The following is a 22,809-nucleotide window of genomic DNA, read 5'->3' on the forward strand; positions in this document are numbered from 1 at the left end:
CTCCTTACTACTTTTGGGGTATAGTCATTAGTGGCTAATTTTTGAGCTCGATCAAATCTTTAATTCGACATATTCATCTTATATATTGGATCATAACCTTAACAAATAATATTTTATCTGCTTATGAGTGCTAGTATTTAGAGTTTTATATCGTCACTTCATATTTTAATTTTACAATATTATGAGTAATAGATTTCTTAAGCATAAAATATTCAATTACATTTGTGACACATTTCCGAGTTGATTCCGTAAAACATCACAGTAATTTTTATGCACACAGTGAGTTAAAACGTTACTGCTACGCATATATATGCGAGTAAAGGCTAGTTTTGATGTATCAAATAAAAGAAATGTTAAGTAAATGTTTGGTAAAGGGTTTTATATTATCTGTCGATTGTTAAAATGTAATTTAAGAAAGGTGCCGTAACAACTCAGTTGTATTGTGGAGTACTGCTTCGATGATGGATTACTCGAGCAGAAGACAAGGATGTAGGTTATGAAAGAACAAGTACTGATCACGGACATATCCGTTGTGGAAGCTGTGGGTAATTCAGTTGTCATTAATGCATCTAGCCCTGCAAAGCCAATTAAGAAAGGCGATACCCTGCAAAAAGGGGATGTTTTGCTGATTGGTGAGGATGCGAAAGTCATGGTGCAATATGGCGCTAAGGCGGAGATCTTTACTCAAAACTGCGCAGTGTGTGTCGCTAGCGTAGGCCCGGAACAATCATCACTTCTCGCATCATCAAATTTAAGCGCTTCTTTAGAGTTGCAAGACCATCCCTCTCAATATAGCGAGCAAGATATTGCAGCAGTGCAACAGGCTATTTCGCGTGGTGCCGATCCCTCTGAGGTTTTAGATTTTTTAGCTTCGGGAAATAACAATGTCGATGCGCAAAACTCAGCCAATGGTGGCTTTGTCAGTGTCGAGATGAATCGTGCTGAAACCCGACCAGAAACTGGATTTGAAACCGATGGAGTAGACATTACTGGGGAAAATCTGGCAGATGACAGTTTAACCATCAATTTTGCGGAAGGGGGCGGAGAGATCAACACAGCTGTTGTTGAAGGCTCTTTGACTACCAATACCTATCCTCAGACCACCGTAGGCAGTGTGGTAGTTGAGCAAGCCACCTTTGCTTTAGATCCTGACACGTTTACTGTCGTTCCTTTAGATGTTGATGCGGTGCTTGCAGAGCTAAATGCTCATATTAGCTCCGGCGGTGAAGCGGTGAGCTTTGTCTATGATGAAGGGTTAAACGCGCTGGTGGGGACGCTTAATGGCCTAGAAGTGATCTCTTTTACCATTGCTGAAACTGTGCTGGATAGTGGTATTGAATTAAACGTGACGACCTTAGTTTCACAACCTATCGACCATGTGGATGTGAATGGTCAGTACGTTTCTATTGCCAACGATCAACTCAGCGTGAACTTTGCCATTACTGGTGAAGACATCAGTGGCTTTGAACTTATCGACCCTGTGCAGTTTAGTGTAGTGGTATCCGATGGAGACAATGCGGTTATTGATGCGGTTGTTTCAGACGAAATAGAATCAAACGGGGCAAGCGTCAATGCTATTTCTGGTGAATTGTATCAACTGGGAAGTGACGGCTTAGACACCATTGTATTTGATGCAGAAAGCTTGGCCTTATTTGATGGGTTACTGTCGAATAATTCACAAACGCAAGTACAGCTCAGTGACGATGGCACTACCTTGACGGTGGTATTGCGTGACGACCCCTCGAGCAAAGTGTTTGAAATTACGTTAGATCGCAACGGCGGTTATTCGTTACAAGCTTTTCAAGCCATAGAACAAAACAGTTTAGAAACCTTAAGTGTTGCTTTGCCGGTTACTGTGACTGACAACGATGGTGACATTACAAAAGGCTTTTTAACTCTAGGTTTAACCGACGGTAATGACTTAACCATCAATAGCGTGATTGCGCCAACCGCGAATGAGGACGAAATCGGAGCCACTTCGCCATCTTCTTCTGGTGACATTGGTCTTATTCAAGGTAGTGACAACGTTGAGTCCATTACTATTGCGCCTTCAGTACTGCTTGATAGCGCATGGAATCAATTAACATCTAATGGAGAAGCAACAGGCTTGCGCCTTGAAGAATCCACGGTTCAACAAAACGGCGTTGGGGATTTAGTTAAAGATAAGCTGGTGGTGTATCTGGAAAGCGATCCGTCCAGCGTGGTTTTAGAAGTTGTCGTCAACGTAGACGGCACCTATCAAGTTTATCTAAAACAAGCTCTAGACCAAGATAGCCAAAACCTGACCTCTCTTGATGTCCCTGTGATAGCCGTTGATACCGATGGTGATAGCAAACAAGAAACCATCTCTTTGGAGATTGCCGATGGCAGCGATCCAACCGGTCAAGATAGTTTGCTTGATTACATTGAAATCGAAGACGAATTTAGCACCTCTCGCGAGATAGTATTCACCCAAGGCAGTGACAAAATTGCCGATATTTCTTTTGAAGCGAGTGTGGTGGATGACGCCACCTGGCAAGGTATCGTCAGCAACGGTGAGCAAACCTCAGTGACTTTTGTGGATAACAAAACCATTCAAGTCAATACCGTCAATGGCGATCCAGTCTTGCTGGTCACTATTGATAATACCGGTAAATATACGCTGACTCAGTATCGCGCTATTGAGCAAGATACGGATGTGTTAAATCTGATTATTCCGACCACCGCTACCGATACCGATGGCGACTCAGTGACTCAAAACATCACTATTACCGTGCGTGATAACATCAGTCCAACAGGTGATCCAAGCGAGGTGAGTTACACCGAAACGGGCAGTGTTGGGCAAGCCAATCAAGGCCAAATTGATTTTTCGGTGTTTAGTGATGCCATCGAAACGGTGCAATTTTTGCCGTCTAGCATTGTGGCACCAATTTGGGCCGATCTGACTTCTAATGGCGAAGAGACCAGCGTTAGTTTGTCCAGTGACGGCACAGTGTTAACCGTATCAACCGCCACTCAAGACGTGCTTATTGTCAGCATTGGCGTTGACGGCAGTTACAGTATTGTGCAAAACGCAGGGCTTGATCACCCAAGTGCCGGTGATCTATCTGATAATTTATTAGTGTTACCCATCAATGTATTAGCCACTGATTATGATGGTGATACTGCCTCAAACGTGGTTTCGATTAACATCACGGATGGCGCCGATCCACAGGCTGCCAACAGTAGTATTCAATATATCGAACTTGGCGAAATAGTGAGAACCGTTTCGGCGCAAGTGGTGATTACTAAGGGATCGGATGCCATAGATACTGTGGTGATTGACCCAGAAATCATTAATGATCCTGATTGGTTAGGCATTACTAGCGGTGATTTGGATACCGAGCTTCGCGTCGATGGAAATGCATTGACCGTTTATTATCTCGATGCTGGCAATAATGAAGTGCAAGTGCTGAACGTGAGTATTGCGCTAGACGGCACTTATACCGTGGTGCAGTCCAAACCGATAGACCAAGATCCGACAACCGATTCTATTTTGCTCGACATTCCAGTGCTTGTCACTGACACCGACCAAGATACCGCCAACGCTAATATCTCCTTGACCATCATTGATGGTGCTCCGCCACTGGTGAGCGACAAAACCATCGCCTTTACTGAAAAAGCCACTGAACAAAGCTTTTACGATCAATTTTTAATTGTGGTGGCTGATGACCCTATTGAGACTGTGGTATTTAATGTTGATGCGTTAAACGCCGATCCTATCTGGGATGGTTTGGTCAGCAATGATTTACCACTGAGTTTTTCTTTAAGCAACAATGACACTTTGCTGACTCTGTATGTTACTGGCGATACCAGCAATAAAGTGCTTGAAGTTGAACTGGAAGATCTGGCGGGCAACTTTAGAGTCACACAATTTCAAGCCTTAGATCATAGCGTGCTAGAGACTTTGTTATTAGATCTAAGAGTAGATGTATTTGATACCGATGCGTTAGACAGCGAACCGCAAATTGCCAATATTAGCATCGAGATCACTGATGGTGACAATGCCACTATCACGCCGAGCACAGCGCCATTGAGCACCGAAACAGGCCAAGAGATCACTATCTCAGGCACAGTAAATGTGCAGCAGGGAAGTGACGATGTATTTAGTGTGGTGTTCGATAAAACCAGCATTGAAAATGATACTGATTGGACAGGGCTGTTAAGCAATAATAGTAATTTAGAAGTCAGTGTTACTGGCAATAATTTGATTGTGTATGTGTCAGGTGACAGCAGTAATTTAGTACTGGAAGCCAGCATCAACGCAGATGGTGGTTACACTGTCACTCAATATCAGGCGCTAGAGCACAACGGCACTGATTCTATCTCATTAACCTTACCTGTGATTGTCACCGATACCGATAATGATTCAGTCTTTACCGACATCTCTTTGCAAATAGAGGACGGGGACGACCCTGTTATCGTCAATGCGAATGTTGAGTTGTTTGATGACGCGACTGATACGCCAACCGCAGCGACAGGAAATGTCGGCTTAGCGGTTGGCAGTGACGTTATAGAATCGATGAACGTCACCTTAACAGATGCTGAATTGGCCGCATGGTCCAACATTAAAAGCAACGGTCAAGCAACCACCTTAGAGGTCGCATCAGGGCAATTATTGTTGACCTTAGATGACGGAACCGAGGTATTAAAGCTGGAAATTGGTTTGGACGGGCAGTACTCGGTCACGCAATTTTTGCCGATAGACCAACCTGCTTCCAACCAAAACCTATTGTCGGTGACCGTAACCGCGACTGATGCGGATCAAGATGCTGATAGCTCTGTGATTAGCATTACTATCAATGATGGTGTTGATCCAACTTCAACGGCTAGCGTGAGTACGCCACTGGATGAAAATGACATCAATGACCCCGATCAGGTGGCGAAAACCGGCAATATTGGTTTAACCGATGGAGTGGACGATTTTGCCAGTGTGGTGTTTAACGCCAGTGCGGAACAAGATGCCACTTGGCTTGCGCTTCGTAGTGACAATCAAGCCACAGAAGTCAAACTCAGTGATGACGGCACAACGCTGGTTGTACATCTGCAAGGGGATGAAACGGCGATTGTGCTGACCGCCACCATTAACTTTGATGGTAGCTACAGCATTCAACAATTGCGCGCATTAGAGCAAAACATTGACAGCAATGTGAATGATTTAACTCTGCAAGTTGATGCGACCGATACCGATGGCGACGTGACTTCAACGACCATATCGGTTCCCGTCACCGATGGCGCAGATCCGAGCATTGTCAATGACTCCATCACTGTGGAAGAAGACCAAATTGGCGACCCTGATATTCAACCCCAACAAGGGGATCTAGGTTTAGTCAAAGGGACGGATTTAGTTGAGTCAGTCGTGATTGATGATTCAGTATTAACAAACTTGGATTGGACATCCATTACCAGTAATGGTAATGGCGTTACCTTAGAGTTGTCATCGACCAATCAGCTGAATGTGGATGATACCTTGCTTATTAGTCGCGCCGATAACGATGCTCCAGTGCTAAAAATCATCGTTAATATTGATGGTACATACAGCATTGAACTGTTTGAGCCTATTGATCAATTAGGTGACCAATTAAACGGTGATTCTGTTACTTTATCGCTGCCTGTTTCAGCAAACGATGCTGATGGTGATAGCTCGCAAGCAAATATTATTGTGACTGTGAATGACGGCGCGGATCCTAGCGGCGTAGACAGCATAGTCAATTTACAAGAAACCACAGGCGTTGTTAGCGAAGGCAACCAAATCGTCTTTATCGCAGGCAGCGAAGATATTGCTGACATCTCTTTTGATCCTGACGTGGTTTTAGATTCTGTGTGGAACGGGTTACAAACCAATGGCGAAGGGGTAACGGTTGCATTAACGGACAGCAAAACTTTAGTGGTATCTTCGGTATCTGGGGCTGAAGTATTAAAAGTAGTGATTGATAACGAGGGAAATTACCTTGTCACTCAATTTAAGCCAATTGAACAAGACTCAACGACCGATCTGACCAAGCTGATACTGCCGGTTATCGCCAGTGATTCTGATGGAGACTCAGGTACGGCAGACATTACCATCAATATTACGGATAATATTGCACCTTCCGCGCCGCTAAGCCCAATCGCCTACATTGAAACCGGTGAAAGTGGCCAAAGCAATACCGGAAATATCCTGTTTACCCCTGGCAGTGATGCTGTGGAAACCTTAGTCATTGATGACAGCGTTGAAAGTGATGCTATATGGGGCGCATTGACTAGCAATGGCGTAGCCACCGACTTAACTTTGGATGCAACGGGTAAAGTTCTAACGTTATCCACCTCAAGTGGCGTGGATGTTCTAGTGCTGACACTTGCCGATGATGGCAGTTATTCCTTAGTGCAAAACGCCGCTCTTGATCAGTTTGCTGCCAGTGATATTAGTGAACTGCTAGTGCCTGTGATTGCCACCGATTACGACCAAGATTCTAACTCGGCAAATATCAGTATAAAGATCACCGATGGCGACAATGCCACTGTCGAGGCCAGCAGTATTTCATTGGATGAAGATGGGGTTGCCATTATTACGGCAACCGATACTGGTAGCATTAATTTGCAAAAAGGCAGTGATGCCATTAAATCGGTCGAGTTTACTCTTAGCGACGCGCAACAAACGGCGTGGGAGTCATTAACTAGCAATGGGCAAGACACGCAACTTGTCATCACCAGCAATGGTTTGACCGTACAACTGACCGATGGTACGCCTGTATTAACTTTAACTATTGATATTTCAGGCTCTTATACGGTCACTCAACTGCAAGCGCTGGACCAAACGGCAGATGTAAATGCATTGCAAGTGGGCGTTGCCGTTACCGATACTGACTTAGATGTGGTCGCGACCACTATTGATATCACCATCAATGATGGCGATGAATTTGCGCTCTCTGTTGATGAAGCGCTGTGGAATGAAGACAGCATTGGTGATGCACTGGTGCTGCCAATTACTGGCAGTTTGGGTTATCAAGGCAGTGACGCAATTTCGAGCGTGGCATTGGAACTCTCGCCAGAGCAACTTAGCGCGTGGCAAAGCATTACTAGCAATGGTGAAGCAACCGTTTTAACCATTACTGATACAGGCATTACTGTGACCACCTTGGGCGGTGATGATGTGTTGGTGATTTCGGTCGATACAGACGGCACCTATACGCTTAATCAGTTAGCCGCTATTGACCAAGATGAAAACGACGCACTCAATCCCGATACGTTAGTGTTAGATGTAGGGGTTGCGGTTACCGATACCGATGGTGATGTCACTCGCGCACCGATTTCTTTCTCCATCGGTGATGGTACTGACCCCGTCATCGTAAATGATATTGCTGATCTGCTGGAAAATGATATTGGTGATGTGACCAAGCTGCCATTTGCTGGCGATTTATCATTAGATGCAGGCAGTGATGCTGTGGTCAGTATTGCGATTAATGAAGATGTGGTTGCACTGGATAGCCCTTGGCAAGATCTCACCAGTAACGGCCTTGCGACTAATGTTGCTTTATCATCCACCCATCAAAGCGGCATCAACGACACTTTAACCGTATCACTTGCCGATGGTACGGTAGTGATGAAAGTGATCGTTGGTATTGATGGTTTGTACAGCATCGATTTGAGAGAGCCCCTTGATCAAGACATCAATAATTTAACGGAGTTAAGTATCGCGGTTGATGTTAAAGACAGCGATTTAGATGTTAGCTCTGCAACCATTACCGTTAAGGTTACTGACGGTACAGATCCAAAAGGTGACGATAGTGACATTACTTTAAATGAAATTTCTGGCGTGCAATCCGATAGCGGGCAGATTGATTTTGTTGCGGGTAGTGAAGATATCCAGAGCTTGAGTTTCAATCCAGACGTGGCGTTAGATGCTACATGGAATGGATTGCTTAGCGAAGGCTTAGCAACAGACGTCGTGCTATCCAATAGCAATAAAACTCTAACGGTTATTGTTGATGGCGACCCAGATCAGAAAGTGCTTGAAGTGACCATTGATGATGATGGCGAATATGTTGTCACTCAGTTTAAACCGATAGAACAAGACACGCTTTCCAATCTTACTGAACTCATACTGCCAGTGTTGGCAAAAGATTCCGACGGTGACAGTGGCACAGCCAACATCAACATCAAAATTAATGATGCGGGTAATCCGGTTGGCACGGATATCAATGTCAATTTCAAAGAAGAGGGTTTGCCGCTTGAGATCAGCGATCAGCAAATTGTCTTTACTCCAGCAAGTGACTCTATTGAAACCTATCAATTGGACGCCAGTTCCATTGCAGTAGATGCCTGGAATAATCTTACCAGTAATGGCGCTGCCACCTCGGTAAGCATAAGCGGCAATACTTTGTCGGTGATTTTAGCCGATGGTTCTGATGCGGTGGTATTGCAGTTGGTTCTTGCCGATGACGGCAGTTTTAGCGTTAAGCAAAACTTGCCTCTTGACCAAGATGTAACCAGCAACGTTAATGAGCTCTCTGTGAGTGTGATTGCCACCGATTTTGATGGTGATAGTGACAGCGCAGACATAAAACTTAAGATCACAGACGGTATTGATCCCAAAATACTGGACGCCACATTGAATTTTGTCGAAGTGATCGACGGCTCATCTTTTACTGGCACTATGACCATCAATAAAGGCATTGATGACATCGCCAGTGTTAAATTTGCCGATTTAGCGGCCGATTCTCCTTGGCACTCCATTACCAGTGATGCTCAACCCACAGACTTAACTATTAACTCTGATAAAACCGAAATTACTGTCTATAAAGACGGTGATCTTTCGCAATTGGTGCTGGTGGTGAAGATTGCTGCCGATGGCACCTACACCATTACCGAATACGACGCGGTTGACCAACCCGTTGATGGGCCGTTAGCCCTTGAGCTTGATGTGGTGGTAACCGATACCGATTTAGATGTGGATACGGGCACGCTAAAACTGAACATTTTTGATGGCGCGGATCCCGTGGTATTGGATGGTGCGATTGATATTGTCGAGATTTCCGGTGAACAAACTTTTTACGAAAGCTTTGTGATTACCCAAGGTACAGACGAAATCGTTGCGGTGACGTTTGGCGATAGTATTGAAACCGCAACAGAATGGACTGGATTGGTCAGTAACGACCTAGCCACTAGCGTTGCGGTGACTAATAGCCCCAATAATAACTTACCAGGTAACACCTTAATTACCGTTTATATTGGCAATGATCCGACCAATAAAGTGTTGGAAGTTGAAATTCTCGACCTTGAAGGGAACTACCGAGTCACTCAATTCCAAGCGCTTGATCATGAAAGTTTAGAGAAGTTACTGCTCGATATTCCTATTTTTGTTGAAGACAGTGACGACCAAACAGACCCAGTAGAAGCAAAAATAGCGCTGACGATTTCTGATGGTGACGATCCTGTACTCAGTAGCGATACACAAGCGTGGAATGAAGACGATATTGGTGTCGCTTTCCCTATCTTCTCTGATCTAAATCTTGTGACTGGCAGTGATGATATCAGCAGTGTCCGCTTTGAATTGACTACAGACCAGCGCAGCGCATTAGAAAACTTAACAAGCAATGACTTAGCCACAGACGTTGTCGTGACAGATAAAAGCATAGTGGTCAGCCAATCAGGCCAAGATGTGTTAGTGGTGACCTTAAAAGACGATGGCTCTTATTCCATTGAGCAAAAACGACCACTTGATCAGGACGCAACAGATAAAACCAATTTAGTGTTTGATGTGGTGGTGGCAGACAGTGATGGCGACGACAACATTGATCCTATCACCAACAGGCCGCCCTCTGTGATTGATATTACCATTACCGATGGCAGTGTGATTGAGTCTGATGATGCCGCCCTTGCTTGGGATGAGGATGATATTGGTATTGCAGGTTATGAGGTGGAAGGGGATCTGAATTATCAAGGCAGTGACGCCATTGATAGCGCAGTGATTAACTTAACGACTGCGCAGCTAACGGCGTGGCAAGCCATTACCGTGAATGGTCAATCCACAACGCTGGAACAAACAGACCAAGCTTTAATTGTACGCTCAGCTGGCGTGGTGGCTCTGCAACTTACCCTCAATAGTGACGGCACTTTTAAGTTGGAGCAATTCCTCGCCGTTGATCAAGCCAACAGTGGCGGTGATGAAACTTCACTTAGTGCAGGTGTGCTATTTACCGATACCGATGGTGATACTGCAAATTCAACCATTACTGTCACCATTGATGACGGCACTGATATCAAGTCCAGTGATGTGATTGAGGGCTGGAATGAAGATGAAAGAGGCACAGATACTCAGCCAATAGAAGGGGATATAGGCCTGACGTTGGGCGCTGATGTGCTCGCCAGTTTAGATTTTGTATTTAATGCGGCGCAACAAACCCAGTGGCAATCCATTACCAGTAACGGACGTGCGACTAGCTTGGTAGTGAATGAACGTTCAATTGAAGTGTTCGATGGCACTACTTTGGTGTTGTCGATGAGCATGGATATTGCGGGTAACTACAATATTGAACAATTTGCTGCCATTGATCAGAGCGCAGATAATGATCTGCTTGAGCTTTCGGTCGGGGTGAGCGCGATTGATGCCGATGGTGATGAAACACTCAGTGAAATAGAACTAAAAATAGAAGATGGCGCAGATATTGGGCTGATAGAAGATACGGTAGTAGTGAACGACAATGCTTTAGATAGTACGCCATCTGAAGGGGATCTGAGTTTCATTGCGGGCAGTGATGAGTTGGTCAACCTAGCGTACAACCTGACTACTGCACAGAACACTAGCTTAGATGCCTTAACCAGTAACGGTAAAGCGACAAGTTTCACCATAACCGAAGACAACACTCTAATAACCGTTAGCCTGACCCAAGCACCTAACACACCAGTAATGACCATCAAGCTTAATCAAGATGGCACCTATGTGGTCGATCAAATTCAAGCGATTGATCAAACTGCAAGCAATGATAAATACATTTTAAATTTGAATGTGGATGCCACTGATACCGATGGGGATGTGACTAGTGCGAATGCCATAGTGACCATCGAAGATGGTGATGATCTTACCTTCACCGATGCCGCTATCTCTCTGCAATGGAACGAAAATAATATTACTGGTGGAGTAGATTTCCCAGTCACTGGCGATGTGGGGTTAACCCAAGGGGCCGATGCGATAGCCTCAGTGATGTTCTCACTGAGTAGCAGTCAGCAATCTGCGTGGGACGGATTAACCTCCAACGGTATTAAAACCAAAGTCGTGATAAGCGATGACGGACAAACCTTTAGTCTAGTGACCGATGACACTAATTTAACCCCTGTATTTGTCGGCACTATTGATATCGATGGCAAATACAGCTTTGAGCAGCTGCAAGCGTTAGATCAAGTTGCCTCGGATGATTTTAATCGCTTAGGTGTCACCGTTGAAGCTACCGATAGTGACAATGACACAGTCACTAAAGAGATCAGCATCAACATAGAAGATGGTACCGATCCAACCTCCGACGACCAAGTGACGGCTGTCGATGAGAATCTCATTCTTGACCCAGATGCAGATCCTGTCACGGGCAGTGTCGATTTAGTGAAGGGGATTGATGCGGTTGCGACAGTAAAATTTGATGCTTCATTGAGTACAGATTTGGCGTGGGGCTCACTGCTCAGTAACAATCAAGCGGTTGGTTTACTGTTAAGTACAGATGGCACCACTTTTACCGTACATATTGCGGGCGATACTCGCGATGTAGTGCTAGTGGCAAGCATCAACTTAGACGGCTCTTATTCCATTGAGCAGTTGCAAGCTCTTGAGCAAGACAATTCGGCTTTGGATATTAATGACCTTACCTTGATTGTGAATGCAACCGATACGGATGGGGATGTCTCAACCGCTGAAATCAACCTCAAGATTGCCGATGGCACTGATCCACAAGTGAATGTTGTGCCAGCAGTGACACTGGCGGAGAGTAGTATCGACCAAGGTGATACAGGCGTGCCACCAATCCAAGGTGGTAAAGATCCCGATGCGAACTTAGAGAGCGCAAGCTCTAGTGTTACATACCTACAAGGCAGTGACGATGTTGAAGCTTTCTATTTAGATACCGCCAATGTGAGTGCCACTTTTGCCGATGGTAGCGGTGATGTCGCACTGACCTATCAAGGCCAACCGATTACCTTTATTGTGGTTGCCGGCGGCTATATGGGCGTGGCATCGGTAAATGGTCAACAGCTGGACATTCTGTCCATTCAAATCAACAACGATTTAACCAGTGCTGACTTTGGCCAATTTGATTTTGAGTTAATACGATCCATCGATCACCCCATTTCGGGCCCTGATACCAATCCAGACTCTGCTGACACCCTTAACATTGTATTGCCAATCTATGTGCAAGATATGGACGGAGATAATTCTCCAACCAAAGACTTAGTCGTCAGCGTGGCGGATGATGTGCCAGAGGTGATTGAAAAATCCTTTACCGTGACTGAGGGAGATGCTTCTTCAACCATTAATGTGTTGCAACAGAGCGGCCTCGAAACACAAGGTGCAGATGATGGGGCATTAACCCAGATTCAAATTGGCGGCACGGTGATCTCCATTGATCCAAGCGGCGGTTTCCAAAGCTTTAATTTGTATAGCGACGGTAGCGATCCTGCTAATCCTATTGATGCTGATTCTCTGATGGGCGTGTTAGAGGTTCACCCTGATGGGCGAATCCGATTCACCGCAGAGGATGACGTTAAGCAAATAGGAGACTCGGTTGCCATTGATGTACAAGTGACAGCAACCGATGGTGATGGCGATACCAGTACCAAAGCAATCAATATCCAAGTGGATGATATTACGTCACAAATCACTTCAACTGGAGCAAGCGGCAGTGAAGATGCAGGTCGAAGTGTCACTCAAAATGACACTAATGCTCAGGATAATCTTCCTGTAGGTGATGCGCCAATCAAGGTCAATATCAGTGTTAACACGGACGATTTTGATAACAACGAACAGCTTGGCGCGATTACGGTAAAAGGGGTAGATGCCACACAAGGTGATTTTTATTACTTCAACGGTGCTAACTATGTAGCGCTGACCGTTAATGGCTCAGAAGTGACCCTTAGTAAAGATCAGCTGATGGTGTCAACGCTGGATAATGAAAACTGGAATGTGGAGAATTTATTCTTTGTTCCGGCGCGAAATCAAGGTTCAGAAGGCACCGATTACACCTATGACATTAGTGTCGAGGTGTATCGAAATAATGCCCTTAGCGAAACGTTAGATGGCAGCTTGGACGTTGAGGTAAAAGCCATTGCAGATTCCGCAACATGGGAGCCATCAGCGGGTAATTTTGAAGTTACCGTGGATGAAGATGGTGACGATGCGATATTGCAAATCTTGGCGCAAACTCAAGACCAAGACGGCTCTGAAACCATTACCTATGAAGTGAGCTTTGTTGAAGAACTAGGCCATCAACTGTTGATAGATGGTGTAGTACAAACGCCTAACGGCTTTGGATTGTTTATTATCTCTGCCGATGATATTGGCAAGGTAACGGTGAATCCAACCGATAACTGGAGTGGCACTATTTCTGTAAAAGTGGTCGCTATTACCACTGAATCCGATGCCAATGCTTTAGTACCTGAAGCTCGCTCTGAAGAGCGCTTCTTTAGTATCAAGGTCAATCCAATCGCGGATGATGGCGCTATGGTACTCACGCGTATTCAGTTAGAAGAAGATACCACCACCACTTTAGATCAACATATTAAGCTTAGCCCAAGCCAAGATCTTGACGGTTCAGAGCAATTATTGGTGCAAATTTCTGGGCTAGCAGACAGCAATGGCAACTTAGCCACGTTAACTTGGCTTGGAGACCCTGCGGATAACCCGATCACTGAGATTTCCACTGGGGTATACGAAATCCCCTATGACATGCTTTCGCAAGTGCAATTTACCCCTTACTTAAACAGTAACGTCGATTTTAATATGACGGTGGTCGGGATTATTCGAGACTTTGCCCAGCAACTGGAAAACATTGATGAGACTACAGGTACGGGTACGTCCGTTACGGTCAGCAATGATAAAATTATAGATTCACGTCAGCTGGTGGTTGATCTTAAAGGTGTTGCCGATTTCCCAATGATTAATATTGATGGATTGGGCGATACTTGGCAGCCAACTTTTGATGGCGAAGGAAACGCGATAGGTGTTGAAACATTAATTGATGAAAATACCGATGTACCACTGAACTTTAAAGTGTTTAGTGGGGAGCTTGCCGATACACCGTTAGATGATTCTGAATCAGTGACGGTTCTGATTTCTAATATTCCTGATGGCGTAAAAGTGCTCGATAGTGAGAATAATGAAGTTTACTTATTGTTTGTTGGTTATGACTCATCAGGAGGTCCAATCTATCAAGCGAACTTAACTGAGGCGGGCATTGATACAGGCATAATTTTAAGACCTATTCCCTCGTTTACCGGCAATATCGATCTTAAGGCAACTTTAGTAGTTACCGAAAGCGATGGTGATACTAAGGTTATTGAAGGCGAGATCATCATTAAGGTTCAGCCGGTGATTGATGCCAAAGATGGCTATCAGCGCACCTCTACCGGCAACGAAGACAGCTTTATTGAAATTGATTGGCAGCCCGCAGATGCGGATTATCCTGACTCTGATGAAGTGATTAAATTAGTCACTTTGTCGGGTTTCCCTGCAGGTTCTGAAGTGAGAATTGACGGGGTAATTACAACAGTTGCTGCGGACGGGCGAATTACCATTTCTGAAAGTAACGGCTTGCGTGCACTGCTTAGTGGTTCAGGTATCGTAGAAGTGAAACCGTCTGCCGACGACAGTACCGACTTCCAACTAGATGTGAGCATTGAAGTTTCAGAAGATGACTACGAGTTCACCGACGGTCAAGCCGAGTTTGAAAACACAGCAACGACCATCATTCATGGTACGGTGGATGTGGTAGTGCGCCCTGTGGTGGAAAGTGACGCCAATTTATCGGTCACTGATTTAGCCAACCAAGTCACTGGCGATGCGGCAAACCCAATTGTTGCGGATGCCAATGGCATGATTAACTTCACCATCAATGAAGCTAAAGATGACGCGTACAGTGTTAATTTTACTGATTTAGATATTACGCAAGTAGAGCAAGATGCATTAGATAAATTAGCCGCAGATCCTAGCGCTATCTTAACCCCAGAGGAAGAGCAGGCGTTAGCGCAAAATCCAGATGAAATGGTAGAAGAATTGGTGGTTGATTTCGGAACGCTAGATCAAGATATTCTGGATCAGTTGGTCATCATTGGCGCATTAAATAACGGTGATGGTAAATGGGTTGTTACCGACGAAGATGACTTCACTATTTTTGCTCCTAGCGGGTTAAAAATTGCAGGGGACGGCGACGATGCATTTTCTAATATCACTATCACCTTTACTGCACTGGTGTATGACCAAGGTGAAGAGGGCGAACAAAGTGCGCGCGTTGAAAAACAAACCGATGTTACCTTACGTTTCCCTGAAAATGTGGTCGCGAATGATTCATTTGCCGCCGAGGTAGAGGTGAAAACCGAATCTGATGACATCATCATTGGCACAGAAGATACCAATATCAACTTAGGCCAACAGTTGTTGAGCAAAGGCATTCTTGTCACAACGGCGGATAAAGATGACGTCGCCGATCGATTAACTTTAGTTTTTGCTCAAGCGGATTTACAAGGATTTACGATAGCGGGCGCGGAATTTGATTACACTACCGCAGAATATGTATTTAATGGCAGCATAGACGAAAATGGCAATGTTCTAGGTTTAGAGAATCTGGTATTGGTTCCGCCACAAGATTATGCCGGTGATGCGCTTCTTGATTTTAGAGTTGTGACCACAGACAGCAAATCCGGTGATGAACGATATTTTGATCTTACGATTCCGGTGGCAATTTCTCCGGTGGTTGAGACTTCACAAACGCTCACTATCGCCGTAAAAGGTACTAGCGGATTGGATGCGGATTTTGTCCCTATTGCTGAAGGCGGCACTGAGGTTTATCAAGATGATATAGCCTATGAAGATGGCGTGATTCACTTGCAAATTGGTATTGAGTCTACCGACCTTGATACTAGCATGGAGCGAGGTGTTGAACTGTGTCAAACAGTGATGGTTGCGCTTAAAGATCCTAGTGAGGGTGTGCTAATAGATCCGGATGGGAATGAAGTTAGCTCATTTACGATGACCTTTGATGCGAATAATCCCAATGCAATCGAAGATTTCTTACAAGATGTGCAATTTAAACCAGCAGAGAATTTCCCTACAGGTGATGGTGATAATCTTGTTGAGTTGACTATTTCAGGCACGCTCGAAGATTTAACTAATTTTGATCAGACACCGGGATATGACCATCCATCAAACGTAGACGCAGACATAGCGTTTAGCGGCGAGCTTTCCTTTGAAGTGACCCCTGTAGTTGATGCAATTATTGTGGAGGGTGGCGACCGATCTAACAAAATTGTCATCACGGGTAATGAAGATACCCCAATCGCCTTAGATCAAATACAAGGCACACCATTTACCGTTTCATTAAAAGATGACGATGGTTCTGAAGAGTTTATCTCGTTGCGTATATCGGGAGTACCCGATGATTTTCTGGTGAGTTCAACCAGCGCCTCTGATCCTGACGGCTTTACCGTTAAAAACAATGGTGATGGATTCTGGACCATTCAGTTAAACAATCCATCAGTCACTAGTGTCTCCTTTGCGGATTTAGAAATTACGCCTGCGGAGCAATTTAGTGGCATCGTTGATTTGGGCATTATCGCCTTTACTCAAGAAAAATTACTTGGTGTTCCAGTGGAGCACAACGCGAGTTTTACCTTGGTGGTTAACCCTGTTGCGGACACGGTTGATACGGCAATTGTTGATTCGGTCTCTGGCATTGAAAGTGAAGACATTGAGATAAAAATTAATGCGCAGATTATTGATGATGAGTACTCTCTTGCGGGCATCGTAGATGAAGAAAGCGCCCCAGAGATATTGCGTGTTACGGTACTGGATGTGCCAGATGGCGCAAGCATTCGCTTGTTTGATGGCACAAGCTTTGTCGACAATGGCGATGGCAGTTGGACTTTAGATATTAATGCTCAACAGTTAGAGAGTATTTTCTTCAACTCTGGCGATAATAACGCCACCAACTGGAATCCTTCACAAATTAAGATTCAGGTTCAGTCGGTCGAATATGACGTCAATGGTGTGGAATACACTAATCCTGCTGCAATCACCGAGCAAGTGGTGGACCTGACCATACAAGAAGCCAATGACCAACCACTGTTTGGTGGGGTCACGCCTATAGATGCTATCGAAGACAATGAATATATCATTGATAATTTGAGTATTTCGGACGTTGATGAAGTCGATGATCCTGACGCTATTTATACCTTTATTATTAGCGTTGAAAGTGGCTTATTGAATTTCCAAGATGGCGCGGAAACCCTGTTTGGGGTACAACTCACCCCAACATCCGATACAGCTGCGACTTCTATCACTATCGAAGGTACCATCGCCAATATTAACGCAGCCTTGCAAGATGGTGTTCGCTTTAATCCTGACAGCAACTTTAATGGTGATGTCAAAGCGAGCATTTTTGTTGACGATGGCGGTAACTTTGGCATTGCGGCAGAATCCACTGAAAACAGCGCAGACTTTATCATCACTGTACAACCCGAAAATGATCAGTCTCAATTTGCGGCTATTGCCGATGAGGCGGTCGATGAAGAAGGGACAGTGCTGATTGATTCCATCCAAATCAGCGATATCGATCAAAGTGAATCACCAACAACTCAGTTTAGCGTTACTTTAGAGGTGGATGCAGGTGCGGGTAACTTCAGCTTTAGTTCAGCACCTACTGGGGTAGTCGTTACGCCTGCCACTGGCTCATTGATAGTGCTAACGGGAACGCTCGCAGATATCAATACAGCATTAGCAACTGGCGTTCAATTTACCCCAGCAACGGACGTTACTGGCACATTACCTGTCACGGTTACGGTAAATGATGGCGCAAATGGCGGCATTGTTGATGCAGGTGATTCAAGTACGTCAAATACCAATCAAGTGACCTTTGATGTCGTGGTGTCGCCAGTCAATGATGAGCCTATTATCAGTGGCGCAAGTGATGTCACCACTGATGAAGATGCGAGCGTACGTATATCGGGCGTTCAAATCGATGATCCTGATCTTGCTGACGATGCTACAACTGATTATGTGGTCAGTATTGAGGTAACTGATGGTCAATTGGATTTTGATGCCGTCGATAAAACGGCATTCCCAGGTCAAATAGAGATCACCAATAATAAGATTGTGATTACTGGACTGGCTGATGATGTGAATACTTTGCTGAGCTCTGGGGTGCTGTTTAGTCCATCGAGTGATTATACAGGCACGGTTTCGGCCACCGTTACGGTCAGCGATGGCGGCAATGCAGGCAGTGGTGGGACATTAACGGCGACAGAGTCGTTTGATATCACGGTAAATGCGCTAAATGATACCCCTGATATTGCTGATTTACCGCCCCTTACTACAGATGAAGATAGCGATCTGCTGATCACCAATATTCAAATTTCTGATGTTGATGAAACGCAGGCACCAGACGCCATTTACAATGTCACCATTGACGTGGATTCAGGCCAGCTTTCGTTCCTTTCTGACGTAGAGACAACCTATGGCATCACTATTGTGACGGCGACATTGCCTGCTAGCAGTGTTGAAATTTCCGGTACGATTTCGCAGATAAATGCCGCCTTAGCCAATGGCATTAATTTTGCCCCGCAGAGCAATAGCTCTGGCAGCGTGAAAACGACGGTACTGGTTGAAGATAACGGCAACTTTGGGGTAGTTAACGATCCTAAATCGCAAACTAAAGATTTTGATATTGAAGTTGCTGCGGTTAATGACGAGCCAATTACTACCTTACCAAGCGATATTACTGTTGATGAGGGTGGCACCACTAAAGTAGAAGGTATTCAAGTTTCTGACGTGGACTACGTGGGCAGTAATGCCAATGCAGACATTGAGGTAGTGCTGAGCGTTGATCTTGGCACTATCAATATAGCCACGACCAACTCTGCGGTAACTATCATTGACAACGATTCATCATCAGTGACGTTGAGCGGGCCAATTGATGAAGTGAATGCAGTCTTAGCGCAAACTGACGCCTTGCAAGGTGTTTTCTACACCAGTGCGCAATACAGCAATAGCGCCGAATTAACCATAGTCACCCGTGATAATGGAATCTTTGATGATGCAGGAACAAACGCTCAAGACAGTGATGTCGTGACTATCAATATTACCCCAGTTGCGAACGCGCCAACATTGACTCTAAATAGCGAAAATCAACGCAGTTTGAACACTGTGATTTCGGAGTCGGCGCTGGCTGCAAGAGGCGTACCTTTATTAGGGTTAATGGCGGCACTGACGGATGCAAGTGAAACTTTATCGATTGAGGTGCGAGGTCTGGATAGCGCGCTGACGATCCAATCGGCAAATGGCAGTGTGATGGCCGGAAACGCCGCCGGCAGTTGGGTGTTAGATGCCGCAGCGCTTAACGATGCGGTCGTAGTACTGGCTGACCCACTGGTACTGCCATCGTCAGCTGTCAATTTTGATGTGCTGGCCGTGTCTACTGAAAGCGATCCTATGCTCACCGCTGAATCGAGTGCGATAAGCTACGCCGTTGCATTGGTTGTTGATGGCGGTGATTTGGACGCCTCGCTCGCTACAAGCGCCAGTACGCTGGTGGATGATGATCAAGGTTCAAGGTTAATAGGTTCTGACTTTGACGATGAGCTGATTGGCGGTGAGGGGAACGACACTCTTATTGGCGGTCTTGGCTCTGATATTTTAACGGGCGGTGATGGCGCGGATATGTTTGTTTGGGAAGAAGTAGATGATAGTCAGTTGGATGTGATCACTGATTTTAATCTTGCCGACGGCGATCAGATTGATTTGGTGGGAGTGTTAGATGAGCTTGAATCGGGCGTAACCCTTGATGAATTATTAGTCGATTTTGATAACAATCAGAATTTAACCGCCGCTATAGTTGAAAATAGTGATGACGTGCAGATAGAAGTCAGCTCAGATACCGAATCACAATCTATACTTATCAAAGGGTTAAACGACCAATTGAACTATGGAAGTGATCCTGACAAAGATTTACTGACCGCCATGTTTGAAAATCAAGTGTTTAAATACGACGGTAATTAGTCCTAGCGTCTAACTAGACGGGTATTTTAACGGTAAAGGTTGGCATGTGAGCACCAAACTATAAGGTATTGATAAATAATAGTTTGGTGTTCACATCTTAGACTTTTGTTCGGCACTACACTGACAGTAATCATTCACCATTTCTCACATTGAGGTGACTATGGCTATATCTTCTTTATCCTCTGCGGCGCTGTATCGCGATGCCGACTTAGATCTGCTCTCTAGCAAATCAACCAAAGACATTCCTCCGATTGATGAAATTGTAGGCCAAGAGCGAGCGCAATCAGCAGTTGAATTTGCCATGTCGATTCGCGAAAAAGGCTACAACATATACGCCATAGGTCGCAATGGTTTGGGTAAGCGCACCATGATTTTGCGTTACCTAAAACGTCATCCCTTTGATCAGCACCAATTATACGATTGGTGTTATGTCGCCAATTTTGAAGATATACGTGTCCCCAAAGTGCTAAAAGTGCCTCGCGGAATAGGGCAAAGCTTGCGCGCTGATATTGACAAACTAATGACCAAGTTATTAAAGGCAATTCCGCTAGCTTTTGATAACGAAATGTATTTCTCGCGTGCAGATCGCCTAAAAAATCAATTAGCGACCAAGCAAGCGACCGCCCTTGAAGCGTTAACCAAAAAAGCCAAAGAAGAGAGCGTCAGTCTTACCATCACGGCGCAAGGCGATTATCAGTTTGTCGCTCTGGATGGAGAGGAGCCGTACACCGAAGCTTCCTTTGAGTTATTGGATAAAAAGACCCAAGCTAGATTCGATAAAACCATTGATACCCTTGAAGTATCGCTAAGACACATCATTCGCGATCTTACGGAATGGGAAGAGCAATTTACCGATAAAATTCAAAAATTGAATGCGGATGTGACACTAGGCGTTATCGGGCATTTTATCAAAGAGCTAAAAGTAAAATACAAAAAGTATGGCGAGGTAAAACAGTATTTAGCCGATCTTCAAGCCGATATCGTCGAAAATGTAGATATTTTCCTCGAAGAAGGCGATGAACAAGGTGAAATTGCTACCGCATCATTAGATAAAAAGCTGCCGCGTCGCTATAAGGTCAACGTGATTGTTTCACAGCCTAAAGATGAGCTGCCGATCATCATTGAAGAGAGCCCAAATTATCACTCACTGTTTGGCTATGTAGAAACGGCAACTTTCAAAGGCACCGTGTTCACCGATTTCTCATTAATCAGAGCAGGGGCATTACATAAAGCCAATGGTGGCGTTCTGCTGATGGATGCGGTGAAAGTGCTTGAACAGCCGTATGTGTGGGACGGTCTAAAACGTGCTTTGCGCGCTAAAGAGCTCAGCTTAACCGCGCTCGAAAAACAGGTCACTATGACAGGTGCGGTATCCCTTGATCCTCAGCCAATCCCTTTAGATGTCAAAATTATCTTGTTTGGTGATTACCGAACTTATCAGCTGTTACAGCATTATGATTCGGAGTTTGCTGAGCTATTTAGAGTCACTGCCGATTTTGAAGATGAAATGAAACGAGATCCTGATTCAGAGCTGCACTATTGTCGATTTATCTCTAGCATAGTGCACGACAATAAACTGCTGCATTGCGATAAAAAAGCCATTGCGCGCATTATTGAACACAGCTCGCGAATGGCGGCGGATCAAAACAAAATTTCCCTGCATTCTGCCAATATCGCGAATTTATTGCGTGAAGCAAACTACATTGCCCGAAGCGCCAAGGCGAACATTATACGTGCTACCCATGTAGAGAAAGCACTATTAAATCAACTCTCTAGAGTCAGTCGCTTGCAAGAAAATGTTATGGAAACCTTCATTAATGGCACCACATTAATACGGGTTCAAGGTGAGGCGATAGGGCAGGTTAATGCTCTTTCTGTGCTGAGCACTAGCGATCATATGTTTGGCGCGCCTAACCGTATTACCGCGACCACCTCTTTTGGTAGTGGTGAGGTGATTGATATTGAGCGTAATGTGGATCTTGGAGGCAGTATTCACTCTAAAGGGGTGATGATATTAAGCGCCTATCTTTCGTCTGTTTTTGGTAAAACGGCTAAAATACCATTAACCACCAATATTACCTTTGAGCAGTCTTATGGCGGCGTTGATGGTGATAGTGCCAGTATGGCGGAGTTTTGCGCTGTGGTTTCCGCCTTTTCAAAACAGGCGAATCGGCAAGATATAGCGATTACGGGCTCAATGAATCAGTTTGGTGAAGCGCAACCCATAGGTGGAGTGAACGAAAAAATAGAAGGTTTTTTTGACGTTTGTAAAATCAAAGGACGCAAGCCAACTCAAGGCGTCATTATTCCGCAATCCAATGTACACAATTTGATGTTACGCGCTGATATTTTACAGGCGGTCGATAAAGGCGAATTTCATATTTGGGCAATAGAACATGTCTCGGATGCGATAAAACTGTTTACCGGTAAAGAGGCTGGCACAGCCAGTGATGAGGGTAGTTATCCAATTCATACCATTTACGGAATCGCTCAAGCCAAATTAAATGCGTTGCGCAAGTAAAATGTCATAATTGAGGTTTTTGGCGACAAAATCATATGTTTTC

At 44.8% G+C, this 22,809-nt stretch carries 2 protein-coding genes; both read left to right on the forward strand.

Annotation, left to right across the window (positions count from 1 at the left end; genetic code table 11):
• Positions 1–496 precede the first annotated feature (496 nt).
• Positions 497–20,245, forward strand: coding sequence for a retention module-containing protein (locus OCU38_RS15120; protein WP_261824345.1), 19,749 nt, complete (start codon positions 497–499; stop codon positions 20,243–20,245).
• A gap of 160 nt (positions 20,246–20,405) precedes the next feature.
• Positions 20,406–22,766 carry a Lon protease family protein gene (locus tag OCU38_RS15125; RefSeq protein ID WP_261824346.1) on the forward strand — a complete coding sequence of 787 codons (2,361 nt, stop codon included), beginning with the start codon at positions 20,406–20,408 and terminating at the stop codon, positions 22,764–22,766.
• The last annotated feature ends 43 nt before the right edge of the window (positions 22,767–22,809 follow it).

It is taken from the genome of Vibrio neonatus (genome assembly GCF_024346975.1).
Taxonomy (GTDB): Bacteria; Pseudomonadota; Gammaproteobacteria; order Enterobacterales; family Vibrionaceae; genus Vibrio; species Vibrio neonatus.